This window comes from Mycolicibacterium xanthum (assembly GCF_019710635.1).
Classification (GTDB): domain Bacteria; phylum Actinomycetota; class Actinomycetes; order Mycobacteriales; family Mycobacteriaceae; genus Mycobacterium; species Mycobacterium xanthum.
The window spans coordinates 287,925-302,945 of record NZ_JAIFZS010000001.1 but is presented as its reverse complement, the minus strand read 5'-3'; the positions used below and the strand labels follow the sequence as shown (position 1 = coordinate 302,945).

Annotated in this window: 19 protein-coding genes; 6 read left to right on the top strand and 13 right to left on the bottom strand. The window is 68.7% G+C overall.

Annotated features, from left to right (window positions below):
- Positions 1 to 131: 131 nt before the first annotated feature.
- Entirely contained in the window at positions 132 to 1,115 is a 984-nt protein-coding gene (locus JDV09_RS01350) for an SDR family NAD(P)-dependent oxidoreductase (protein WP_221367292.1), read from the top strand.
- Positions 1,116 to 1,182: 67 nt separating this feature from the next.
- The gene (locus JDV09_RS01345) at positions 1,183 to 2,517 is read left to right on the top strand and encodes a TetR/AcrR family transcriptional regulator (RefSeq protein WP_221367473.1); all 1,335 of its coding nucleotides are present in this window, start codon (positions 1,183 to 1,185) and stop codon (positions 2,515 to 2,517) included.
- Positions 2,518 to 2,529: 12 nt separating this feature from the next.
- Here the strand turns inward: JDV09_RS01345 and JDV09_RS01340 are convergent, their stop codons facing one another.
- From JDV09_RS01340 to rplS, 4 genes are read right to left on the bottom strand one after another with little or no spacing between them, the layout of a single operon-like run.
- Positions 2,530 to 2,835, bottom strand: a complete 306-nt coding sequence (locus JDV09_RS01340; RefSeq protein WP_221367291.1) for a DUF2469 domain-containing protein — start codon at positions 2,833 to 2,835, stop codon at positions 2,530 to 2,532.
- Complete coding sequence (locus tag JDV09_RS01335) at positions 2,832 to 3,623, bottom strand: ribonuclease HII (RefSeq protein ID WP_221367290.1); 792 nt, start codon at positions 3,621 to 3,623, stop codon at positions 2,832 to 2,834. The genes JDV09_RS01340 and JDV09_RS01335 overlap by 4 nt, the downstream gene beginning before the upstream one ends.
- Before the next feature lie 15 nt (positions 3,624 to 3,638).
- Positions 3,639 to 4,496 (bottom strand): signal peptidase I, encoded by an 858-nt coding sequence (gene lepB, locus JDV09_RS01330; RefSeq protein WP_255604687.1) that lies wholly within the window; start codon positions 4,494 to 4,496, stop codon positions 3,639 to 3,641.
- 40 nt (positions 4,497 to 4,536) lie between these two features.
- Positions 4,537 to 4,878 carry a 50S ribosomal protein L19 gene (rplS, locus tag JDV09_RS01325; protein WP_221367288.1) on the bottom strand — a complete coding sequence of 114 codons (342 nt, stop codon included), beginning with the start codon at positions 4,876 to 4,878 and terminating at the stop codon, positions 4,537 to 4,539.
- Between the two features lie 324 nt (positions 4,879 to 5,202).
- Here rplS and JDV09_RS01320 point away from each other — a divergent pair, with 324 nt between their 5' ends.
- Positions 5,203 to 6,147 carry a serine hydrolase gene (locus JDV09_RS01320; protein WP_372452820.1) on the top strand — a complete coding sequence of 315 codons (945 nt, stop codon included), beginning with the start codon at positions 5,203 to 5,205 and terminating at the stop codon, positions 6,145 to 6,147.
- On the opposite strand, the gene trmD is transcribed toward JDV09_RS01320, so the two are convergent.
- The 4 genes from trmD to rpsP are packed head-to-tail and all read right to left on the bottom strand — an operon-like array spanning position 6,144 to position 8,181.
- A complete protein-coding gene (gene trmD / locus JDV09_RS01315) occupies positions 6,144 to 6,848 on the bottom strand; it encodes a tRNA (guanosine(37)-N1)-methyltransferase TrmD (RefSeq protein WP_221367287.1) in 705 nt (234 codons plus the stop codon). The two genes, JDV09_RS01320 and trmD, sit on opposite strands and share 4 nt — an antisense overlap.
- A 10-nt stretch (positions 6,849 to 6,858) precedes the next feature.
- The gene (gene rimM / locus JDV09_RS01310; protein WP_221367286.1) at positions 6,859 to 7,377 is read right to left on the bottom strand and encodes a ribosome maturation factor RimM; all 519 of its coding nucleotides are present in this window, start codon (positions 7,375 to 7,377) and stop codon (positions 6,859 to 6,861) included.
- Between the two features lie 4 nt (positions 7,378 to 7,381).
- On the bottom strand, positions 7,382 to 7,624 hold the full coding sequence (locus tag JDV09_RS01305; RefSeq protein ID WP_005148848.1) for an RNA-binding protein: 243 nt from the start codon (positions 7,622 to 7,624) through the stop codon (positions 7,382 to 7,384).
- Positions 7,625 to 7,632: 8 nt separating this feature from the next.
- The gene (rpsP, locus tag JDV09_RS01300; RefSeq protein ID WP_221367285.1) at positions 7,633 to 8,181 is read right to left on the bottom strand and encodes a 30S ribosomal protein S16; all 549 of its coding nucleotides are present in this window, start codon (positions 8,179 to 8,181) and stop codon (positions 7,633 to 7,635) included.
- Between the two features lie 239 nt (positions 8,182 to 8,420).
- Between rpsP and JDV09_RS01295 the strand changes: the two genes are divergently transcribed.
- Positions 8,421 to 8,933 carry a nuclear transport factor 2 family protein gene (locus tag JDV09_RS01295; protein WP_221367284.1) on the top strand — a complete coding sequence of 171 codons (513 nt, stop codon included), beginning with the start codon at positions 8,421 to 8,423 and terminating at the stop codon, positions 8,931 to 8,933.
- Positions 8,934 to 8,937: 4 nt separating this feature from the next.
- Here the strand turns inward: JDV09_RS01295 and JDV09_RS01290 are convergent, their stop codons facing one another.
- Positions 8,938 to 9,381: a nuclear transport factor 2 family protein gene (locus JDV09_RS01290; protein ID WP_221367283.1), complete on the bottom strand. Its 444-nt coding sequence runs from the start codon at positions 9,379 to 9,381 to the stop codon at positions 8,938 to 8,940.
- A 45-nt stretch (positions 9,382 to 9,426) separates the two neighbouring features.
- Here JDV09_RS01290 and JDV09_RS01285 point away from each other — a divergent pair, with 45 nt between their 5' ends.
- Positions 9,427 to 10,323 (top strand): D-alanyl-D-alanine carboxypeptidase family protein, encoded by an 897-nt coding sequence (locus JDV09_RS01285; RefSeq protein WP_221367282.1) that lies wholly within the window; start codon positions 9,427 to 9,429, stop codon positions 10,321 to 10,323.
- Positions 10,324 to 10,408: 85 nt separating this feature from the next.
- Positions 10,409 to 11,242, top strand: a complete 834-nt coding sequence (locus JDV09_RS01280; protein ID WP_221367281.1) for a D-alanyl-D-alanine carboxypeptidase family protein — start codon at positions 10,409 to 10,411, stop codon at positions 11,240 to 11,242.
- 121 nt (positions 11,243 to 11,363) lie between these two features.
- Here JDV09_RS01280 and JDV09_RS01275 read toward each other — a convergent pair whose 3' ends face one another.
- The 4 genes from JDV09_RS01275 to ffh form a co-directional block, all read right to left on the bottom strand.
- Complete coding sequence (locus JDV09_RS01275) at positions 11,364 to 11,732, bottom strand: alpha/beta fold hydrolase (RefSeq protein WP_221367280.1); 369 nt, start codon at positions 11,730 to 11,732, stop codon at positions 11,364 to 11,366.
- Between the two features lie 8 nt (positions 11,733 to 11,740).
- Positions 11,741 to 12,133 carry an alpha/beta hydrolase gene (locus JDV09_RS01270; protein ID WP_221367279.1) on the bottom strand — a complete coding sequence of 131 codons (393 nt, stop codon included), beginning with the start codon at positions 12,131 to 12,133 and terminating at the stop codon, positions 11,741 to 11,743.
- A 190-nt stretch (positions 12,134 to 12,323) separates the two neighbouring features.
- Positions 12,324 to 13,445, bottom strand: a complete 1,122-nt coding sequence (locus JDV09_RS01265) for an amidohydrolase family protein (protein ID WP_221367278.1) — start codon at positions 13,443 to 13,445, stop codon at positions 12,324 to 12,326.
- Positions 13,445 to 15,010: a signal recognition particle protein gene (ffh, locus tag JDV09_RS01260; RefSeq protein WP_221367277.1), complete on the bottom strand. Its 1,566-nt coding sequence runs from the start codon at positions 15,008 to 15,010 to the stop codon at positions 13,445 to 13,447. Before ffh ends, JDV09_RS01265 begins: the two co-directional genes overlap by 1 nt.
- Positions 15,011 to 15,021 lie beyond the last annotated feature (11 nt).

Here is a 15,021-nt window from a genome sequence, read left to right as displayed (position 1 = left end):
ACCCGCGGGATTCTTGACCAAATATCTGTTCCACCGTAGAGTCCGCTGGAGTCGCAGTCAATCAGCCAGAGCGGTGTCCCGGTCGGCCATCTCCGTTGCGTCGGCGGGGAACTCGTGCGGAGCGTTGCATCATGATCGATTTCCACGGCCAGGCCGTCATCGTCACCGGCGCGGGCCGGGGACTCGGCAGGCTCTACGCGATGGAATTGGCGCGCCGTGGCGCATCGGTCGTCGTGACCGACCTCGGCGGCACGATGCACGGAGCAGGATCCGATCCGGCGGTGGCAGACCGCGTCGTCGAGGAGATCGCCGCGGCCGATGGTCGGGCCGTCGCCTCTCACGATTCGGTGGACAGCCCCGAGGGTGGCCAGGCGATCGTCGACACCGCCGTCGAGGCCTTCGGTCGGCTCGATGCCGTGATCAGCAACGCCGGAATCTTCAACAGCGTCCCGTTCGACCGACTGACCCCCGAGCAGTGGCGCCGCATGCTGTCGGTGCACCTCGACGGCGGCTTCTACCTGAGCCAGCCGGCGTTTCGGGTGATGGCCACCCAGCGCTACAGGCGATTCGTCTTCATCTCGTCGTCGGCGGGTAACTTCGGCCAGCCCGCCGAGGCTCACTACGCCGCGGCCAAGACAGGTCTGGTCGGCCTGTCCAACGTCATCTCCATCGAGGGTGCGCGGTACGGCATCAGGTCGAACACCGTTCTGCCGACCGGCATCTCGCGGATGGTGACCGAGACCGTCGGCGACGAGCGGTTCCTGGCCGAGTCCGGCTTCCTGCGCGCGATCCGTCCCGAACTCGTTGTTCCCCTCGTGGTGTTCCTGGCGAGCGCCGAGTGCCGGTTCTCCCACCGCAACTATTCGGCCTGCGCCGGCCGGTACGCTCGGGTCTTCATGGGCCTGGGCCCGGGATGGCTCGCCGGTGCCGACGCCGAACCCACCGCCGAGGACATTTCCGACCACCTGGAGCAGATGTCGGCGACCGACGGCTTCACCGTGCCCGAGTCGATCGTCGACGAGGTCCTCGAGGTCTGCGATCGCCGTGGCATCAGTGCGATGCCGGGCAACGCCGACGTCGCGTTCCCGGATGCGGCCGGGGACCGAGGCCGATGACCACTTCACCCGCCGTTCTCGGCGTCCCTGCGCAACCGCCACGCACAGATAGGATCTGCCGGTGAGCATGTCCGACGCCGGCGCCGCCGATCGGCGCTCCCGACCGGGTTCGAAGAATCGCCGGCGACCCGCCGGACTTGCCGCCGTGCCCGATTCCTCCCCGGCCGACGCGACGCGTCGCACCGAGATCCTCAAGACGGCGAACACGGTCATCGCCACATCGGGCCTGCGAACCTCACTACAGCAGATCGCCGATGCCGCGGGCATCCTCGCCGGCAGCCTCTACCACCACTTCGACTCCAAGGAAGCAATACTCGTCGAACTCATCCGGCGGTATCACGCAGACCTGGACCGCATCGGTGACGTCGCCCTGGCGCGACTCGACGAGCCCGATGCGCGTTCGGTCGAGGAGCAGATCAACGATCTCGGCCGCGACATCGCCCGCTGTGCGGTCGAGCACCGGGCGGCTCTGCAGATGTCCTTCTACGAAGGCCCGAGCACCGACCCGGAGCTTGTCGAGCTGACCAGGCGCCCGCCGACCAAGATCCAGGCCGCGATGCTGCAGACGCTGAGGGCCGGGCGGTGGCGCGGCTCGATCCGGCCCGACCTGGACCTGCCCACGTTGGCCGACCGCCTCTGCCAGAGCATGCTGCACGTCGGCCTCGACGTCATCCGCCACAAGGCGTCGACCGACGAGATGGCCGATCTCAAGTGCCGCCTCGTCCTTCACGGCCTGGCGCAGCAGGTCCCGCTGGACGGTGTTCTCGACCGCTCCGAGGCGTTCGCGGCCGCCGAGCGGGTGATCCAGAGCTGGGTCGACCACGAGGACGACCAGGACCTCAAGGCGGCACACGTGCGTGCGGTGGCGCGAGCCGAGTTCGGCCGCCGCGGCTACGAGATGACGACGATCCGCGACATCGCGTCGGCGGCCGGCCTCGGGACGGGGACCGTCTACCGCATCATCGGCTCCAAGGACGAGTTGTTGATGTCGATCATGCTCGAGTTCAGTCACAAGGTGGGCGGAGCGTGGGCGGAAATCGTGCGCTCGGATTCCACGACGCTGGAAAAGCTCGACGCGCTCAGTTGGCTCAACATCAACGCGCTCGACGCGTTTCCCGACGAGTTCCGCATCCAACTGGCGTGGCTACGTCAGTCGCCACCGGACACCCCCAGCCCCACCTGGTCGTTCGCCACCCGGGTCCGGCAGATGAAATCGATACTGTCCGAGGGAATCCGGTCCGGCGAGATCCGCGCGCTGAGCCGCACCACCGACATGCTGGCCCGGTGTGTCATCGGTGAACAGTGGATCCCGGAGAACATCCTCGACGAGATCGGCACCCGCGATTCGCTGATCCTCGTCCGCGACACCCTGCTGAGGGGCATCGCGGTCCGTCAGCCCTGACGTGGCCCCACGCTACTCCGGCAGGCGCAGCTCGGGCTTCTCGACCTCTTCGATGTTGACGTCCTTGAACGTGATCACCCGGACCTGCTTGACGAAGCGGGCCGGCCGGTACATGTCCCACACCCAGGCGTCGCCGAGGCGCAGTTCGAAGTAGACCTCGCCCTCGGAGTTGCGCGGCACCATCTCCACGCTGTTGGCCAGGTAGAACCGCCGCTCCGTCTCCACGACGTAGCTGAACTGCCCGACGATGTCCTTGTACTCGCGGTAGAGCGAGAGCTCCATCTCGGTTTCGTACTTCTCGAGATCTTCGGCACTCATCGGCTCAGCTGTCCTTCATAGACGTCGGGATCGAGGTCGGAATCCACCCGATTCATGGAGCTCATCTTCTCGCACCCCGGTTCGGCATGCTCTCCGGGTTCCCGGTTCGCGGTATTCGATGCATCAGGTCCGTCCCCGGTGACCAGGCGCCGCACGTTGATGAACGAATACCGATGCTGGCGCGACGGCCCGAGGCGGGCCAGGGCCGCGCCGTGCGCGGGGGTGCTGTACCCCTTGTGCTCGGCGAAGCCGTACCCGGGGTGTTCGTCGTCCATGGCCACCATCAGGCGGTCCCGGCTGACCTTGGCCAACACGCTGGCCGCCGCGATACAGGCCGCCGCGGCATCCCCGCCGACCACCGGCAGCGACGCCGTCGGCAGCCCCGGCACCCGGAAGCCGTCGGAGAGCACGTACCCGGGCCGGATCGTCAGCCCGGCCACCGCTCGCCGCATGCCCTCGATGTTCGCCACGTGCACCCCCCGGCGGTCCACTTCCTCCGAGGGGATGAATACCACGTGGTAGGCCAGCGCATAACGCCTGATCAACGGAAACAGTCGCGCACGCTCGCCCTCGGTGAGCCGCTTGGAGTCGTCGAGCGCGGCCAGGCTGTCCATCCGGTTGGGACCCAGCACGCATGCCGCGACCACCAACGGGCCGGCGCAGGCACCGCGACCCACCTCGTCGACGCCGGCGACCGGGCCGAGTCCGGCGCGGTAGAGAGCGGATTCGAGGGTGCGCAGGCCCGAGGATCTGCGGATAACCGCTCTCGGGGGCCACGCAGAGGGCACGTGTCGGGTCTCCTGTCAGGTCTGCGGGTTCACCGAGTTCACGCCACCCCACCGAGAAGGCGGCCACGCAATGAACCGGGCCTTGCCGATGACATTCTCCACCGGAATCGTGCCCGCCATCGGGTCACCGGTGCACATCAGGCCGCGCTGCGCGTCTTCGGGCAGATTGGTGCAGTGGACGCGCGAATCCGCCGAGTGGGTGCGGTTGTCACCCATCACCCACAGCCGGCCCTCGGGCACCGTGACCGGGCCGAACTCGTTGCCCAGACACGGATAGACCGCCGGGTCGGCGTTCATCGTCGCGGGGTCCAGGTACGGCTCGTCGAGTCGTCTGCCGTTGACGGTGAGCCCGGTGTCGGCGCGACATTCCACGGTCTGACCCCCGACCGCGATGACCCGCTTGACCAGATCGTTCTCGTCGGGCGGCACGAACCCGATGAACGACAGCGCGTTCTGCAGATAGCGCACCGCGGTGTTGTCCGACCGGATCGACTTGTAGCCGATGCTCCAGTTCGGCGGTCCCTTGAACACGACGACGTCACCGGGCTTCGGCGACGAGAAGTCGTAGGTCAGCTTGTCGACCATGATCCGGTCCCCCACGCAGCCGGTGCAGCCGTGCAGCGTGGGCTCCATCGATTCCGATGGAATCAGGTAGGGCCGCGCGATGAACGTCAGCATCACGTAGTAGAGCACCAGCGCGATGCTGACCAGGATGACGAACTCGCGGACGGCTCCGCGCTTCTTCTTGGTCTTGCCGTCGGTGCCCGACTCCTGGTCGGCGTCGGCGGCTTCGGGGGTCGCTGGATCGGGGCTCTCGAGCGTGCGCTCGGCGGACGAGTCGTCGGGTTCGGAAGTTCCGGTCACGGGGTTCAGCGTAACGAGCGCGCCGTCGGGACCGGCCCACCCGGTGAGCTCAGCGCTTTTCCTTGATCTTGGCCTTCTTGCCGCGCAGCTCGCGCAGGTAGTAGAGCTTCGCGCGACGCACATCGCCGCGGGTGACGACGTCGATGTGGTCGATGTTGGGCGAATGCACCGGGAAGGTGCGCTCGACGCCGACGCCGTAGCTCTCCTTGCGCACGGTGAAGGTCTCGCGGACCCCACCGCCCTGACGACGGATCACCGCGCCCTTGAAGACCTGGATGCGCTCCTTGGAGCCCTCGATGACCTTCACGTGGACGTTGACGGTGTCGCCGGGGCCGAAGTCCGGGACATCGTCGCGCAGCGAAGTCTGATCGACGAAATCCAGCGTGTTCATCGGTGACACTTCCTTGGTGTTGGCGGCTCCGGGCACGCGCCGGGGGCGCGTGGGGTGCCGATGGTGTTTCGGGCGTCTGGGGCGCGTCGTGCAGCGGAGCGACAGCGACGGCGTCGACGCCGTTGCGGTGTCGTCCCGGCCGTGCACAGACAACTGCCCAATTGTGCCAGATGGAGGCCGGATCCCCGAAATCCGCCGTCGGCGGTGGCGGGACGGACCCCGCAAGGTGGCCACGGCCACGTCGTAAGCCCAGCGCATCGGGGGTATTCAGCCGCTACCCTATAGCTCGCGGGCACCAGCGGCCCCAGCACTTCTGGAGGACATGTGAGGCAACGGCCCGTGCGGCTGGCCGGGACCACCGCGGCCCTGGTCGGCGTCGTCGCATGCCTGGCCGGCTGCGAGGCGACCGTGTACGGCAGCCCCCCTCCGGCGCCGTCGGGCCCTCAGCTGACCGTGGTCGCCCCGCTGGGCACGATGGCCCCGCTCCCGGAGGCCCCGCCCGACCAGCCGGCCGCCACCTTCTCCGGGCTGGCCGACCGCGAGCAGCGGGCCACCGCGGAGGCGGCCGACGCGGGAGCCGAGATCACCACCGCGGTGCTCGACCGCAACACCGGCGAACTGGTGACCAACGGCAACGGGATGTCCATCGCGATCGCGTCGGTGGTCAAGCTGTTCATCGCCGACGATCTGCTGCTGCAGGTCGCCAACGGCGAGACCACGTTGTCCCCGGACGACCGCGAGATGTTCGACGTGATGCTGCGCTCCTCGGACGACAGCGCCGCCGAGGTGTTCTGGAACCGCAGCGGCGGCAGCGCAATCATCGACCGCGTGGTGGCCCGCTACGGGCTCGGACAGACCCGACCCCCGGGCAACGGGCGGTGGTTCAACACCACCAGCACGGCAACCGACCTGGTGCGCTACTACGACATGCTGCTCGCCGGCACCGGCGGGCTGCCGCGGCAGCAGGCCGGCATCATCCTGAACGACCTGGCCCACTCGACGCCGATGGCGCCCGACGGGATGGTGCCCGGGGGTGTCTATCCGCAGCGCTTCGGCATCCCCGAGGGGTTGCCAGGGGATCCCGTCGCGGTCAAGCAGGGCTGGATGTGCTGCGTCGGCGCCGACTGGATGCACCTCTCCACCGGCGTGATCGGACCGGACCGCCGCTACGTGATGGTGATCGGGTCGATGCAGGCCACCGATGCCGACACCGCGCGCGCGACGATCACCCAGGCGGTGCGCACCATGTTCCCCGACGGCAAGATCTAGTTCTCATCGCTTGACCCGTCGAGCAGATCGGGGCGCCGCTCGCGGGTGCGCTGCAGCCCCTGATCGCGTCGCCACGCGCTGATCCGGGCGTGATCGCCGGAGAGCAGGACATCGGGCACGTCGAGCCCGCGCCAGCTCGCGGGCCGCGTATAGCTCGGCCCCTCGAGCCGGCCGCCGACCGATTGCGAATGCGAATCATCCTGGTGGGACTCGGGATTGCCCAGGACGTCGGGCAGCAGCCGCACCACGGCCTCGATCATCACCAACGCCGCCGACTCACCGCCGGGCAGCACGTAATCACCGATCGAGACCTCCTCGACCCGCATCCGCCGCGCGGCATCGTCGACCACCCGCTGATCGATGCCCTCGTAGCGGCCGCAGGCGAACACCAGGTGCGACTCGGCGGTCCAGGCCTGCGCCCGCGCCTGGGTGAACAGCCTGCCCGCCGGTGTCGGCACCACCAGAAGGGTTTCCGGCGAACAGATCTCGTCGAGCGCCTCGCCCCACACCGGGGCCTTCATCACCATTCCCGGTCCGCCGCCGTAGGGCGAGTCGTCCACCGAGCGGTGCAGGTCGTGGGTCCAGCGACGCAGGTCGTGCACGGCCACCTCGACGATGCCCGCCTCGATCGCCCTGCCCGGCAACGCCTGCCGCAGCGGCTCGAGGAATGCCGGGAAGATCGTCACCACATCAATGCGCACAACGGCATCCCTACAGCTCGAGCAGACCCTCGGGGGGGTCGATCACGATGGCCCGATCGGCCACCGACACCGACGCCACGATCGCCGAAACGAAGGGCACCAGAACCTCGTGCCCGTCGCCGTCGCGTACCGCCAGCAGCTCACCGGCGGCGGTGTGCAGCACCTCGGTCACCGTGCCGACCGGCAGACCCGCGGTCGTCGAGACCGCCATGCCCTCGAGTTGGTGGTCGTAGAACTCGTCGGGATCCTCGATGGGCGGCAGGTCCGCCGAGTCGACGACGAACAGTGTGCCCCGCAGGGTGTCGGCCGCGTCGCGGTCGGCCACGCCGGCCAACCGCACCAGCAGCCGGCCGCCGTGCTCGCGCACCGATTCGACGACGTACTCGTGCTCTGCGCTGCCGCGTGCGACGCGGCCGCGCAGCGTCGCACCGGGCGCGAACCGGCGGTCGGGATCGTCGGTGCGGACCTCGACGACGACCTCGCCGGTGACGCCGTGTGCTTTCGCGACGCGCCCGACTACCAGGTCCATCGAATTACTGGTCGGTGTCCACCACGTCGACGCGGATGCCGCGGCCGCCGATGCCGGCCACCAGCGTGCGCAGCGCGGTCGCGGTGCGCCCGCCGCGCCCGATGACCTTGCCCAGGTCCTCCGGGTGGACGTGCACCTCGACGGTGCGTCCACGCCGGTTGGTCACCATGTCGACCCGCACGTCGTCGGGGTTGTCGACGATCCCGCGGACCAGGTGCTCGACGGCGTCGACCACAACGGAGCTCATCGTCGGGCTCAGCTGTCCGAGGACGCGGCGTCGGCCTGCTCGGCGGCAGGAGCCTCGTCGGCGGCAGGAGCCTCGTCGGCGACCGGGGCCTCGTCGGCGGCAGGAGCCTGGTCGGCGACCGGGGCCTCATCGGCTGGAGCCTGCTCGGCCTGCTCGGCCTTCTTGGCCGGGGCCTTCTTCTTCTTGAGCGTGGTGGCCTCGTTGGACGGCCCGCCGTCGGCCTCGGCCAGCGCGGCGTTGAACAGATCCAGCTTGCTGGGCTTGGGCTCCTTGACCTTCAGCGTGCCCTCGGCACCGGGCAGACCCTTGAACTTCTGCCAGTCACCGGTGATCTTGAGCAGCTGCAGCACGGGCTCGGTGGGCTGGGCGCCGACGCCGAGCCAGTACTGGGCGCGCTCCGAATCGATCTCGATGAGGCTCGGATCTTCCTTCGGGTGGTACCGGCCGATGACCTCGATGGAGCGGCCGTCGCGGCGGGTGCGCGAGTCGGCGACGGCGATGCGGTACTGGGGGTTGCGGATCTTGCCAAGCCGGGTGAGCTTGATCTTGACAGCCATGATGAAGCGGTTCTCCTGTGATTGCCACGCTGCAATTCAGCGATCGCGGCGGGATGCCGGGACCCGGTTTTGCCTTACGTGTGTGACCGGCGTACAAGCACTCAGCGGTTGGATCGCTTCGAGCGGGTCGTACGCGGACAGCCGCCAATTGTGCCAGAACCGGCCCCACCGGCGGAAATCGTCGCCGCCTGGCCCCAGGTCCGCTTTACATCCACGGGCGCCGGTGTCACGCTGCACCGATGGACCCCGCCGCAGATCGGACCGCCCTGCCTGCGACGCTGCTGGAGATCGAGGAGATCAAGAAGCTCAAGGCCCGATACTGCCGCCTCCTCGACACCAAGGACTGGCTGGCCTGGCGGTCGTTGTTCTCCGATGATTTCCACAGCGACACGTCCGCGTCCGGCGGAAAGGTCATCGTCGGCGCCGAGGAGTTCGTGGCGTTCACCCGCAAGAGCCTCGGGGACAACGCGACGGTGCACCAGGTGCACGCCCCGGAGATCGACCTCACCTCGCCGACCACCGCACGGGCGGTGTGGGCCCTCGAGGACGTGGTCCGGCTCGCACCCGGGGTGAATCTGCGGGGTTACGGCCACTACCACGAGACCTACGAGAAGGTCGACGGGCATTGGCTGATCACCGCCTCCACGCTGACCCGGCTGCGCGAGGACATCTTCAACGTCGCGGTGTCGGTGTACCTGTCCGACCGGATCAAGAAGGCGGCCGGCGCGGTGGCCCGCCGGGTGGTGCGCTGAGCCCTCACACCAGCTTGTCGAAGCACTTCTCCTCGACGCGCCTGCTCATCCGCCACCCGGCCGGGGTGCGGACGAACTCGTCGACGTACCAGATTCCGACGAAATAGATCTGGGCGGGGCTCTGGGCCTGATCCCCGCCCATCACCATCGGGTTGAAGCAGATCGCCCGCGACGTGGCGGTGTCACCAGCCGGATCGTAGGAGATGCGCACATCGATGTTGCCCAGCATGTGGTAGTAGGCGGGGAAGTTCGGCAGCACCTCCTTCAGCCACGCCTTGACCTCGGGGAAGCGTCCGTCGACGCCACCGGACACCCGGTAGTCGATGTAGGCGTCGGCGGTGAACACCGCGTCCAGGTCGTCGAATCGCCGTTGATCGATCGCGGTGGAGTAGTCGACCAGCAGTTGCTGAATCTCGAACCGGTCGGAGATCTCCTCGAGGCTGAGCATGCACCGATTGAACACGATCGGCGGACCCGATTAGGCTCCCCCGACATGACAAGGTTCCTCGCGGCCGTGACGGCCACCCTGTGCCTGGTCGGCGCGGGCCTGCAGGACGGCGCGGCGCCGACCGCGGCGGCCGCGCCCGTGACCGGCATCAACCAGCCCGCGGGTTCGGTCCCGGTCCCCGAGGGACCCGCCGAGGCCTGGGTCGTGGCCGACATGGACACCGGCCGGGTGCTGGCCGGGCGCAACGAGTACGGCCAGTACGCCCCGGCGAGCACCATCAAGGTGCTGCTCGCGCTGACGGTGCTCGACGAGCTCCCGCTGGACACCACGATCGTCGCCGACGAGTCCGACACCAAGGTCGAGTGCAACTGCGCCGGTGTGGCTCCCGGGCTGACCTACTCGGCCCGCCAACTGCTGGAGGGCCTGTTGCTGGTGTCGGGCAACGACGCGGCCAACACCCTGGCCAGGATGCTGGGCGGTCGTGACGTCGCGCTGATGAAGATGAACGCCAAGGCCTCGCTGGTCGGCGCCTACGGAACCAACGCCGGGTCGCCGTCGGGCATCGACGGTCCGGGCATCGACATCTGGTCCTCACCGCACGACCTGGCGGTCATCTTCCGGGCCGCGATGGCCAACCCGGTGTTCGCTCAGCTCACCGCGCAGCCGACCGCGGTGTTCCCGACCAAGACCGGCGACCGGGTGCTGGTGAACCAGGACGAGCTGCTGCACCGCTACCCGGGCACGTTCGGCGGCAAGACCGGATACACCGATCTGGCCCAGAAGACGTTCGTCGGCGGCGCTGCGCGCAACGGCAGGCGGCTGGTGGTCGTGATGATGCACGGGCTGGTCAGGGAGGGCGGGCCCACCTACTGGGACCAGGCGGCCGGTCTGCTCGACTGGGGGTTCGCGCTGGGCCCCGGCGCGGGCATCGGCCAACTTTGAGGCCGGCCGCAGGCAGCGGCCCCGATACCCGATGGAGATCTGATCGCGCGCTGGGCGAGTCCTGGCGCGACTAGCCTCGCCAACCGTGCGACGAGGAATCGCCGGGTTGGCGCTCGCCCTCAGCGTGGCGCTGCCCGCCGCGTGGCTTCCCGCCGCACCCGCGTCGGCGCAGCCCGACCTCGAGCCCGCCGCCGCGCAGACGCTTCCGCAGGGGCCGGCCCAGGCCTGGCTGCTGGCCGACCTCGACACCGGCCGGGTACTGGCCAGCCGCGACCCGTACGGCCGGTACGCACCGGCCAGCACGATCAAGGTGCTGCTCGCGATGGTGGTGCTCGATCATCTGCGGCCCGACAACTTCGCGCGGGCCAACGAGTCGCACACCGAGGTCGAATGCTCGTGTGTGGGGCTGACGCCCGGCCAGGCCTACACCACCCGCCAGCTGCTCGAGGCGATCCTGATGGTGTCGGGCAACGACGCGGCCAACATGCTGGCCGACATGCTGGGCGGCCGGCCGGTCGCGGTCGCCGCGATGAACCGCAAGGCCGCGCTGCTCGGCGCGCGCAGCACCCGCGCGTCCTCGCCGTCCGGGCTGGACGGCCCGGGCTGGGAGTCGGTGACCACCCCGCACGATCTGGCGGTCATCCTGCGGGCGGCGCTGAAGTACCCGCTGATCGCCTACATCATGCGCTCGCCGTCGGCGCAGTTCCCGGGCAAGACCCTGCACAACCAGAACGAGCTGCTCAGCCGCTACCCCGGAGACCTGGCCGGCAAAACCGGCTACACCAACCTGGCCCGCAAGACCTACGTGGGTGCCGCCCAGCGCGGCAACCGGCGACTGGTGGTCGTGCAGATGTACGGCACCGGCGACCTCTACGGTCAGGCGATCGGCCTGTTCGACTGGGGTTTCCGCCAGCCCTGAACCGCGAACGTGCACCCACGGCTGTGATTGGGCACCCGAGCACGGCCGTGGGTGCACTTTCGGCAACGGCGCTTTCGGCGATGGCATCGCCACCAAAAGACGCACGGCGATGCCTCGGTCGCTAGGGATGCGATTGAGTGGCCAAGTTGTTCTCATCTATCCACTGGTCGATGTGGTCAAGCACCTCGGCAAGAGATGGGCCGAAAATCTGCATATGGTCGGCACTGCAGACCTCGACAAATTTGCCGTTTGCATAGCGCGCGGCCGTTTGCCGGGGAACTTCGGTGGAAATCATGCGATCTTGAGTTCCGCCGGTGACGAGCACCGGGCCAGTTACCGCCCCATAGTCGATGCGCGCCGCACGACCGCGATCCAGGAAGTAGAACCCCAATTCGCAATAGGCACGGCCCGAATCGCACCGCAAGTGTGCGTCGTATAGCTCCCGCGCCGAGTGTTCGTCGTGTGCGTTCGCGACGAAGCGACGCCACATCCCCCAACTCATTGGGCGCACAGGTTGGCGCCACGGGAAGGGCCGCAAGAAGTGACCACCGAGGACCAGCACCGACGCCAACGGAGCACGCATACCCGGAGCCGGTGACGGCGCGAGGCAAAACAGCCCCCGGTGCGGGGTACGAGCGCCACGAGTTGCGCGACCAAGCCGCCAAACGAGAATCCCCCGATCAAAGGCATGTCGAGTGTGCGGGTGAGCTCGGTCAGGTCTGCGACGTAGTCACTCAGGCTCACACCGGCCACCAGCTCGGCTTGTTCTGGCATGCTCTCGGCATGGTGGCGCAGGGTTGGCGTGTAGACGGTCCAGCCACGCTGTTCAAAGTGACGGCGCATCTCGACCAACTGGTCTCCAACTTCTGATGAACCATGAATCAGAATCATGTCTCGGCTCATTGCGCGCCCCCTGTTGCCTGTCACGACACCGCAAGTTCAGCTTGACAGTCTCACAATTCGCGAGATACCAATCGAAATGCCCGCTGTTGGACGGGCGCATGCCGCATGAAGTGTTCTTTGGCCAGTCGGTGTCGCTTTCGGCGATGGCGCTTTCAGCGACCGCAGGGGCCGCGGTTCCTCAGTAGATGACGCCGCGCAGCATCACCAGAGTGGGATTCGCCAGCACCGCGGTGCCGGTGCGCGGATCGTCGGCGTAGCACACCAGATCGGCCGAGGCGCCGTGCTCGAGCGCGGGACGGCGCAGCCACGCACGGGCATCCCAGCAGGCCGCACCGAGCGCGTCGGTGGGTGTCATGCCGATGCCCTTGAGGGCTTGCACCTCCTCGGCGATCCGGCCGTGCGCGACCGCACTTCCCGCGTCGGAGCCGGCGAAGATCGGCACGCCGGCCTCCCGGGCCGCACCGATCCGATCGACGCACGTGGCGTGCAGTGCCTGCATGTGCCGCTGGTAGCGGGGGTAGCGATCCGCGGCGGCCGCGATGCCGGGGAAGTTCTCGATGTTGATCAGTGTGGGCACCAGCGCGGTGCCGTACTCGACCATCAGGTCGACAGTGTCCTCGGTCAGCCCGGTGCCGTGCTCGATGCAGTCGATGCCGGCCCTGATCAGACCGGGCAGCGCATCCTCGCCGAACACGTGCGCGGTGACGCGGGCACCGTTGGCGTGCGCGGCGTCGATCGCGGTGGCCAGCACGTCGTCGGACCACAGCGGCGCCAGATCGCCGAGGTCACGGTCGATCCAGTCGCCGACCAGCTTGACCCAGCCGTCCCCCCAGCGGGCCTGGGCGGCCACCGCGTCGGGCAGCTGCCATTCGTCCTCGAGTTCGATCGCGAAGCCGCGCTGGTAGCGCTTCGGGCGGGCCAGATGACGCCCGGCACGGATGATGCGCGGCAGATCGGGACGATCGTCGAAGCCGCGGGTGTCGATCGGCGATCCGGCGTCGCGCAGCAGCAGGGCGCCGACGCCGCGCTCGGTCTCGGCCTGGGCGACGGCCTCGTCCATCGGGATCGCGCCACCGGCGCCCAGCCCGACGTGGCAGTGTGCGTCGACCAGGCCGGGCATCACCCAGCCGCCGAACCCGTCTGCCCCGAAGACGGTCTCCGCGCCGGGTACCGGCTCGGCGGAAAGCCTGCCGCGCGGCCCATGCTCGTCGGGCGAGCCCTCATAGACCACCCACCATTCGACGGGCTCACCGTCGGGCAGCGCCCGGGCCCGGATGTGCAGCGCGGGAGGTGCCGCCATCAGTTCTTCGGGAACTTCAGCTTCGACAGGTCGATGTCGGCCAGGCCGGGGGGCAGCTCGTCGAGGCCCTTGGGCATGTTCGACAGGTCCGGAAAGCCCGGCGGCATGCCCGGCATCCCGGCGCCGAGTGGGTTGCGCACCTTCGGCGGCGTCGGCCCCTTGCCGCCCTTCTTGCCCTTCTTGTTCTTGCCCTTGGCGGCCTTGCGGTTGCTCTTGCGGGCGAACGGCATGCCCATCTGACCGGCCATCGACGACATCATCTTGCGGGCCTCGAAGAACCGGTCGACGAGCTGGTTGACCTCAGCGACCGTCACCCCCGACCCGTTGGCGATCCGCAGCCGCCGGGAGGCGTTGATGATCTTCGGATCGGAGCGCTCCTGCGGCGTCATGCCGCGGATGATCGCCTGCACCCGGTCGAGCTGTTTGTCGTCGACGGCGGCCAGCGCGTCCTTCATCTGTCCGGCGCCGGGCAGCATGCCGAGCAGGTTGCCGATCGGCCCCATCTTGCGGATCGCCAGCATCTGCTCGAGGAAGTCCTCGAGGGTGAGCTCGCCGCTGCCGATCTTGGCCGCGGTGGCCTCGGCCTGCTCGGCGTCGAAGACCTGCTCGGCCTGCTCGATGAGGGTCAGCACGTCGCCCATGCCGAGGATCCGGCTGGCCATCCGGTCGGGGTGGAAGACGTCGAAGTCCTCCAGCTTCTCCCCCGCCGAGGCGAACAGGATGGGCACGCCGGTCACCTCGCGCACCGACAGCGCGGCGCCGCCGCGGGCATCGCCGTCGAGCTTGGTCAGCACCACACCCGTGAAGCCGACGCCCTCGCGGAACGCGTCCGCGGTGGTCACCGCGTCCTGGCCGATCATCGCGTCCAGGACGAACAACACCTCGTCGGGGTTGACCGCGGCACGGATGGCGGCGGCCTGACGCATCAGTTCCTCGTCGATGCCCAGCCGGCCCGCGGTGTCGACGATGACGACGTCGTAGTGCTTGGCCCTGGCCTCGGCCAACCCGGCCGAGGCCACCGCGACCGGGTCGCCCGCCGTCATCTGCTCGAGGTGCGCACCGTCCGGAGACACCCCGGGGTGCGGCGCGAACACGTGCACGCCCGCGCGTTCGCCGACGATCTGCAACTGGTTGACCGCACCCGGCCGCTGCAGATCGCAGGCCACTAGCAGCGGGGTGTGGCCCTGCCCCTTGAGCCATTTCGCGAGCTTTCCGGCCAGCGTGGTCTTGCCGGAACCCTGCAGGCCGGCCAGCATGACCACGGTCGGCGGGTTGCGCGCGTAGGCAAGCTGGCGGGTCTGCCCGCCGAGGATCTCGATGAGTTCCTCGTTGACGATCTTGACGACCTGCTGCGCCGGGTTCAGCGCGCCCGACACCTCCGCGCCCTTGGCCCGATCCTTGATGCGGGCGACGAACTGGCGCACCACCGGCAGCGACACGTCGGCTTCCAGCAGCGCCAGTCGGATCTCACGGGCGGTGGCGTCGATGTCGGCGTCGGTGAGCCGACCCTTGCCGCGCAGACCTGAGAGTGCCCCGGTCAGTCGGTCGGAGAGCGATTCAAACACGTGGCCAAGAC

What these genes read in the sequence shown, in the direction of transcription:
- JDV09_RS01275 (WP_221367280.1), bottom strand. Translation starts at nt 11,732, where the DNA reads ATGTGGCGTCGCTTCGTCGCGAACGCACACGACGAACACTCGGCGCGG.
- JDV09_RS01265 (WP_221367278.1), bottom strand. Translation starts at nt 13,445, where the DNA reads ATGGCGGCACCTCCCGCGCTGCACATCCGGGCCCGGGCGCTGCCCGAC.
- JDV09_RS01285 (WP_221367282.1), top strand. Translation starts at nt 9,427, where the DNA reads ATGACAAGGTTCCTCGCGGCCGTGACGGCCACCCTGTGCCTGGTCGGC.
- JDV09_RS01305 (WP_005148848.1), bottom strand. Translation starts at nt 7,624, where the DNA reads ATGAGCTCCGTTGTGGTCGACGCCGTCGAGCACCTGGTCCGCGGGATC.
- JDV09_RS01270 (WP_221367279.1), bottom strand. Translation starts at nt 12,133, where the DNA reads ATGATTCTGATTCATGGTTCATCAGAAGTTGGAGACCAGTTGGTCGAG.
- rpsP (WP_221367285.1), bottom strand. Translation starts at nt 8,181, where the DNA reads ATGGCTGTCAAGATCAAGCTCACCCGGCTTGGCAAGATCCGCAACCCC.
- JDV09_RS01295 (WP_221367284.1), top strand. Translation starts at nt 8,421, where the DNA reads ATGGACCCCGCCGCAGATCGGACCGCCCTGCCTGCGACGCTGCTGGAG.
- JDV09_RS01350 (WP_221367292.1), top strand. Translation starts at nt 132, where the DNA reads ATGATCGATTTCCACGGCCAGGCCGTCATCGTCACCGGCGCGGGCCGG.
- rimM (WP_221367286.1), bottom strand. Translation starts at nt 7,377, where the DNA reads ATGGACCTGGTAGTCGGGCGCGTCGCGAAAGCACACGGCGTCACCGGC.
- rplS (WP_221367288.1), bottom strand. Translation starts at nt 4,878, where the DNA reads ATGAACACGCTGGATTTCGTCGATCAGACTTCGCTGCGCGACGATGTC.
- JDV09_RS01340 (WP_221367291.1), bottom strand. Translation starts at nt 2,835, where the DNA reads ATGAGTGCCGAAGATCTCGAGAAGTACGAAACCGAGATGGAGCTCTCG.
- JDV09_RS01345 (WP_221367473.1), top strand. Translation starts at nt 1,183, where the DNA reads ATGTCCGACGCCGGCGCCGCCGATCGGCGCTCCCGACCGGGTTCGAAG.
- JDV09_RS01290 (WP_221367283.1), bottom strand. Translation starts at nt 9,381, where the DNA reads ATGCTCAGCCTCGAGGAGATCTCCGACCGGTTCGAGATTCAGCAACTG.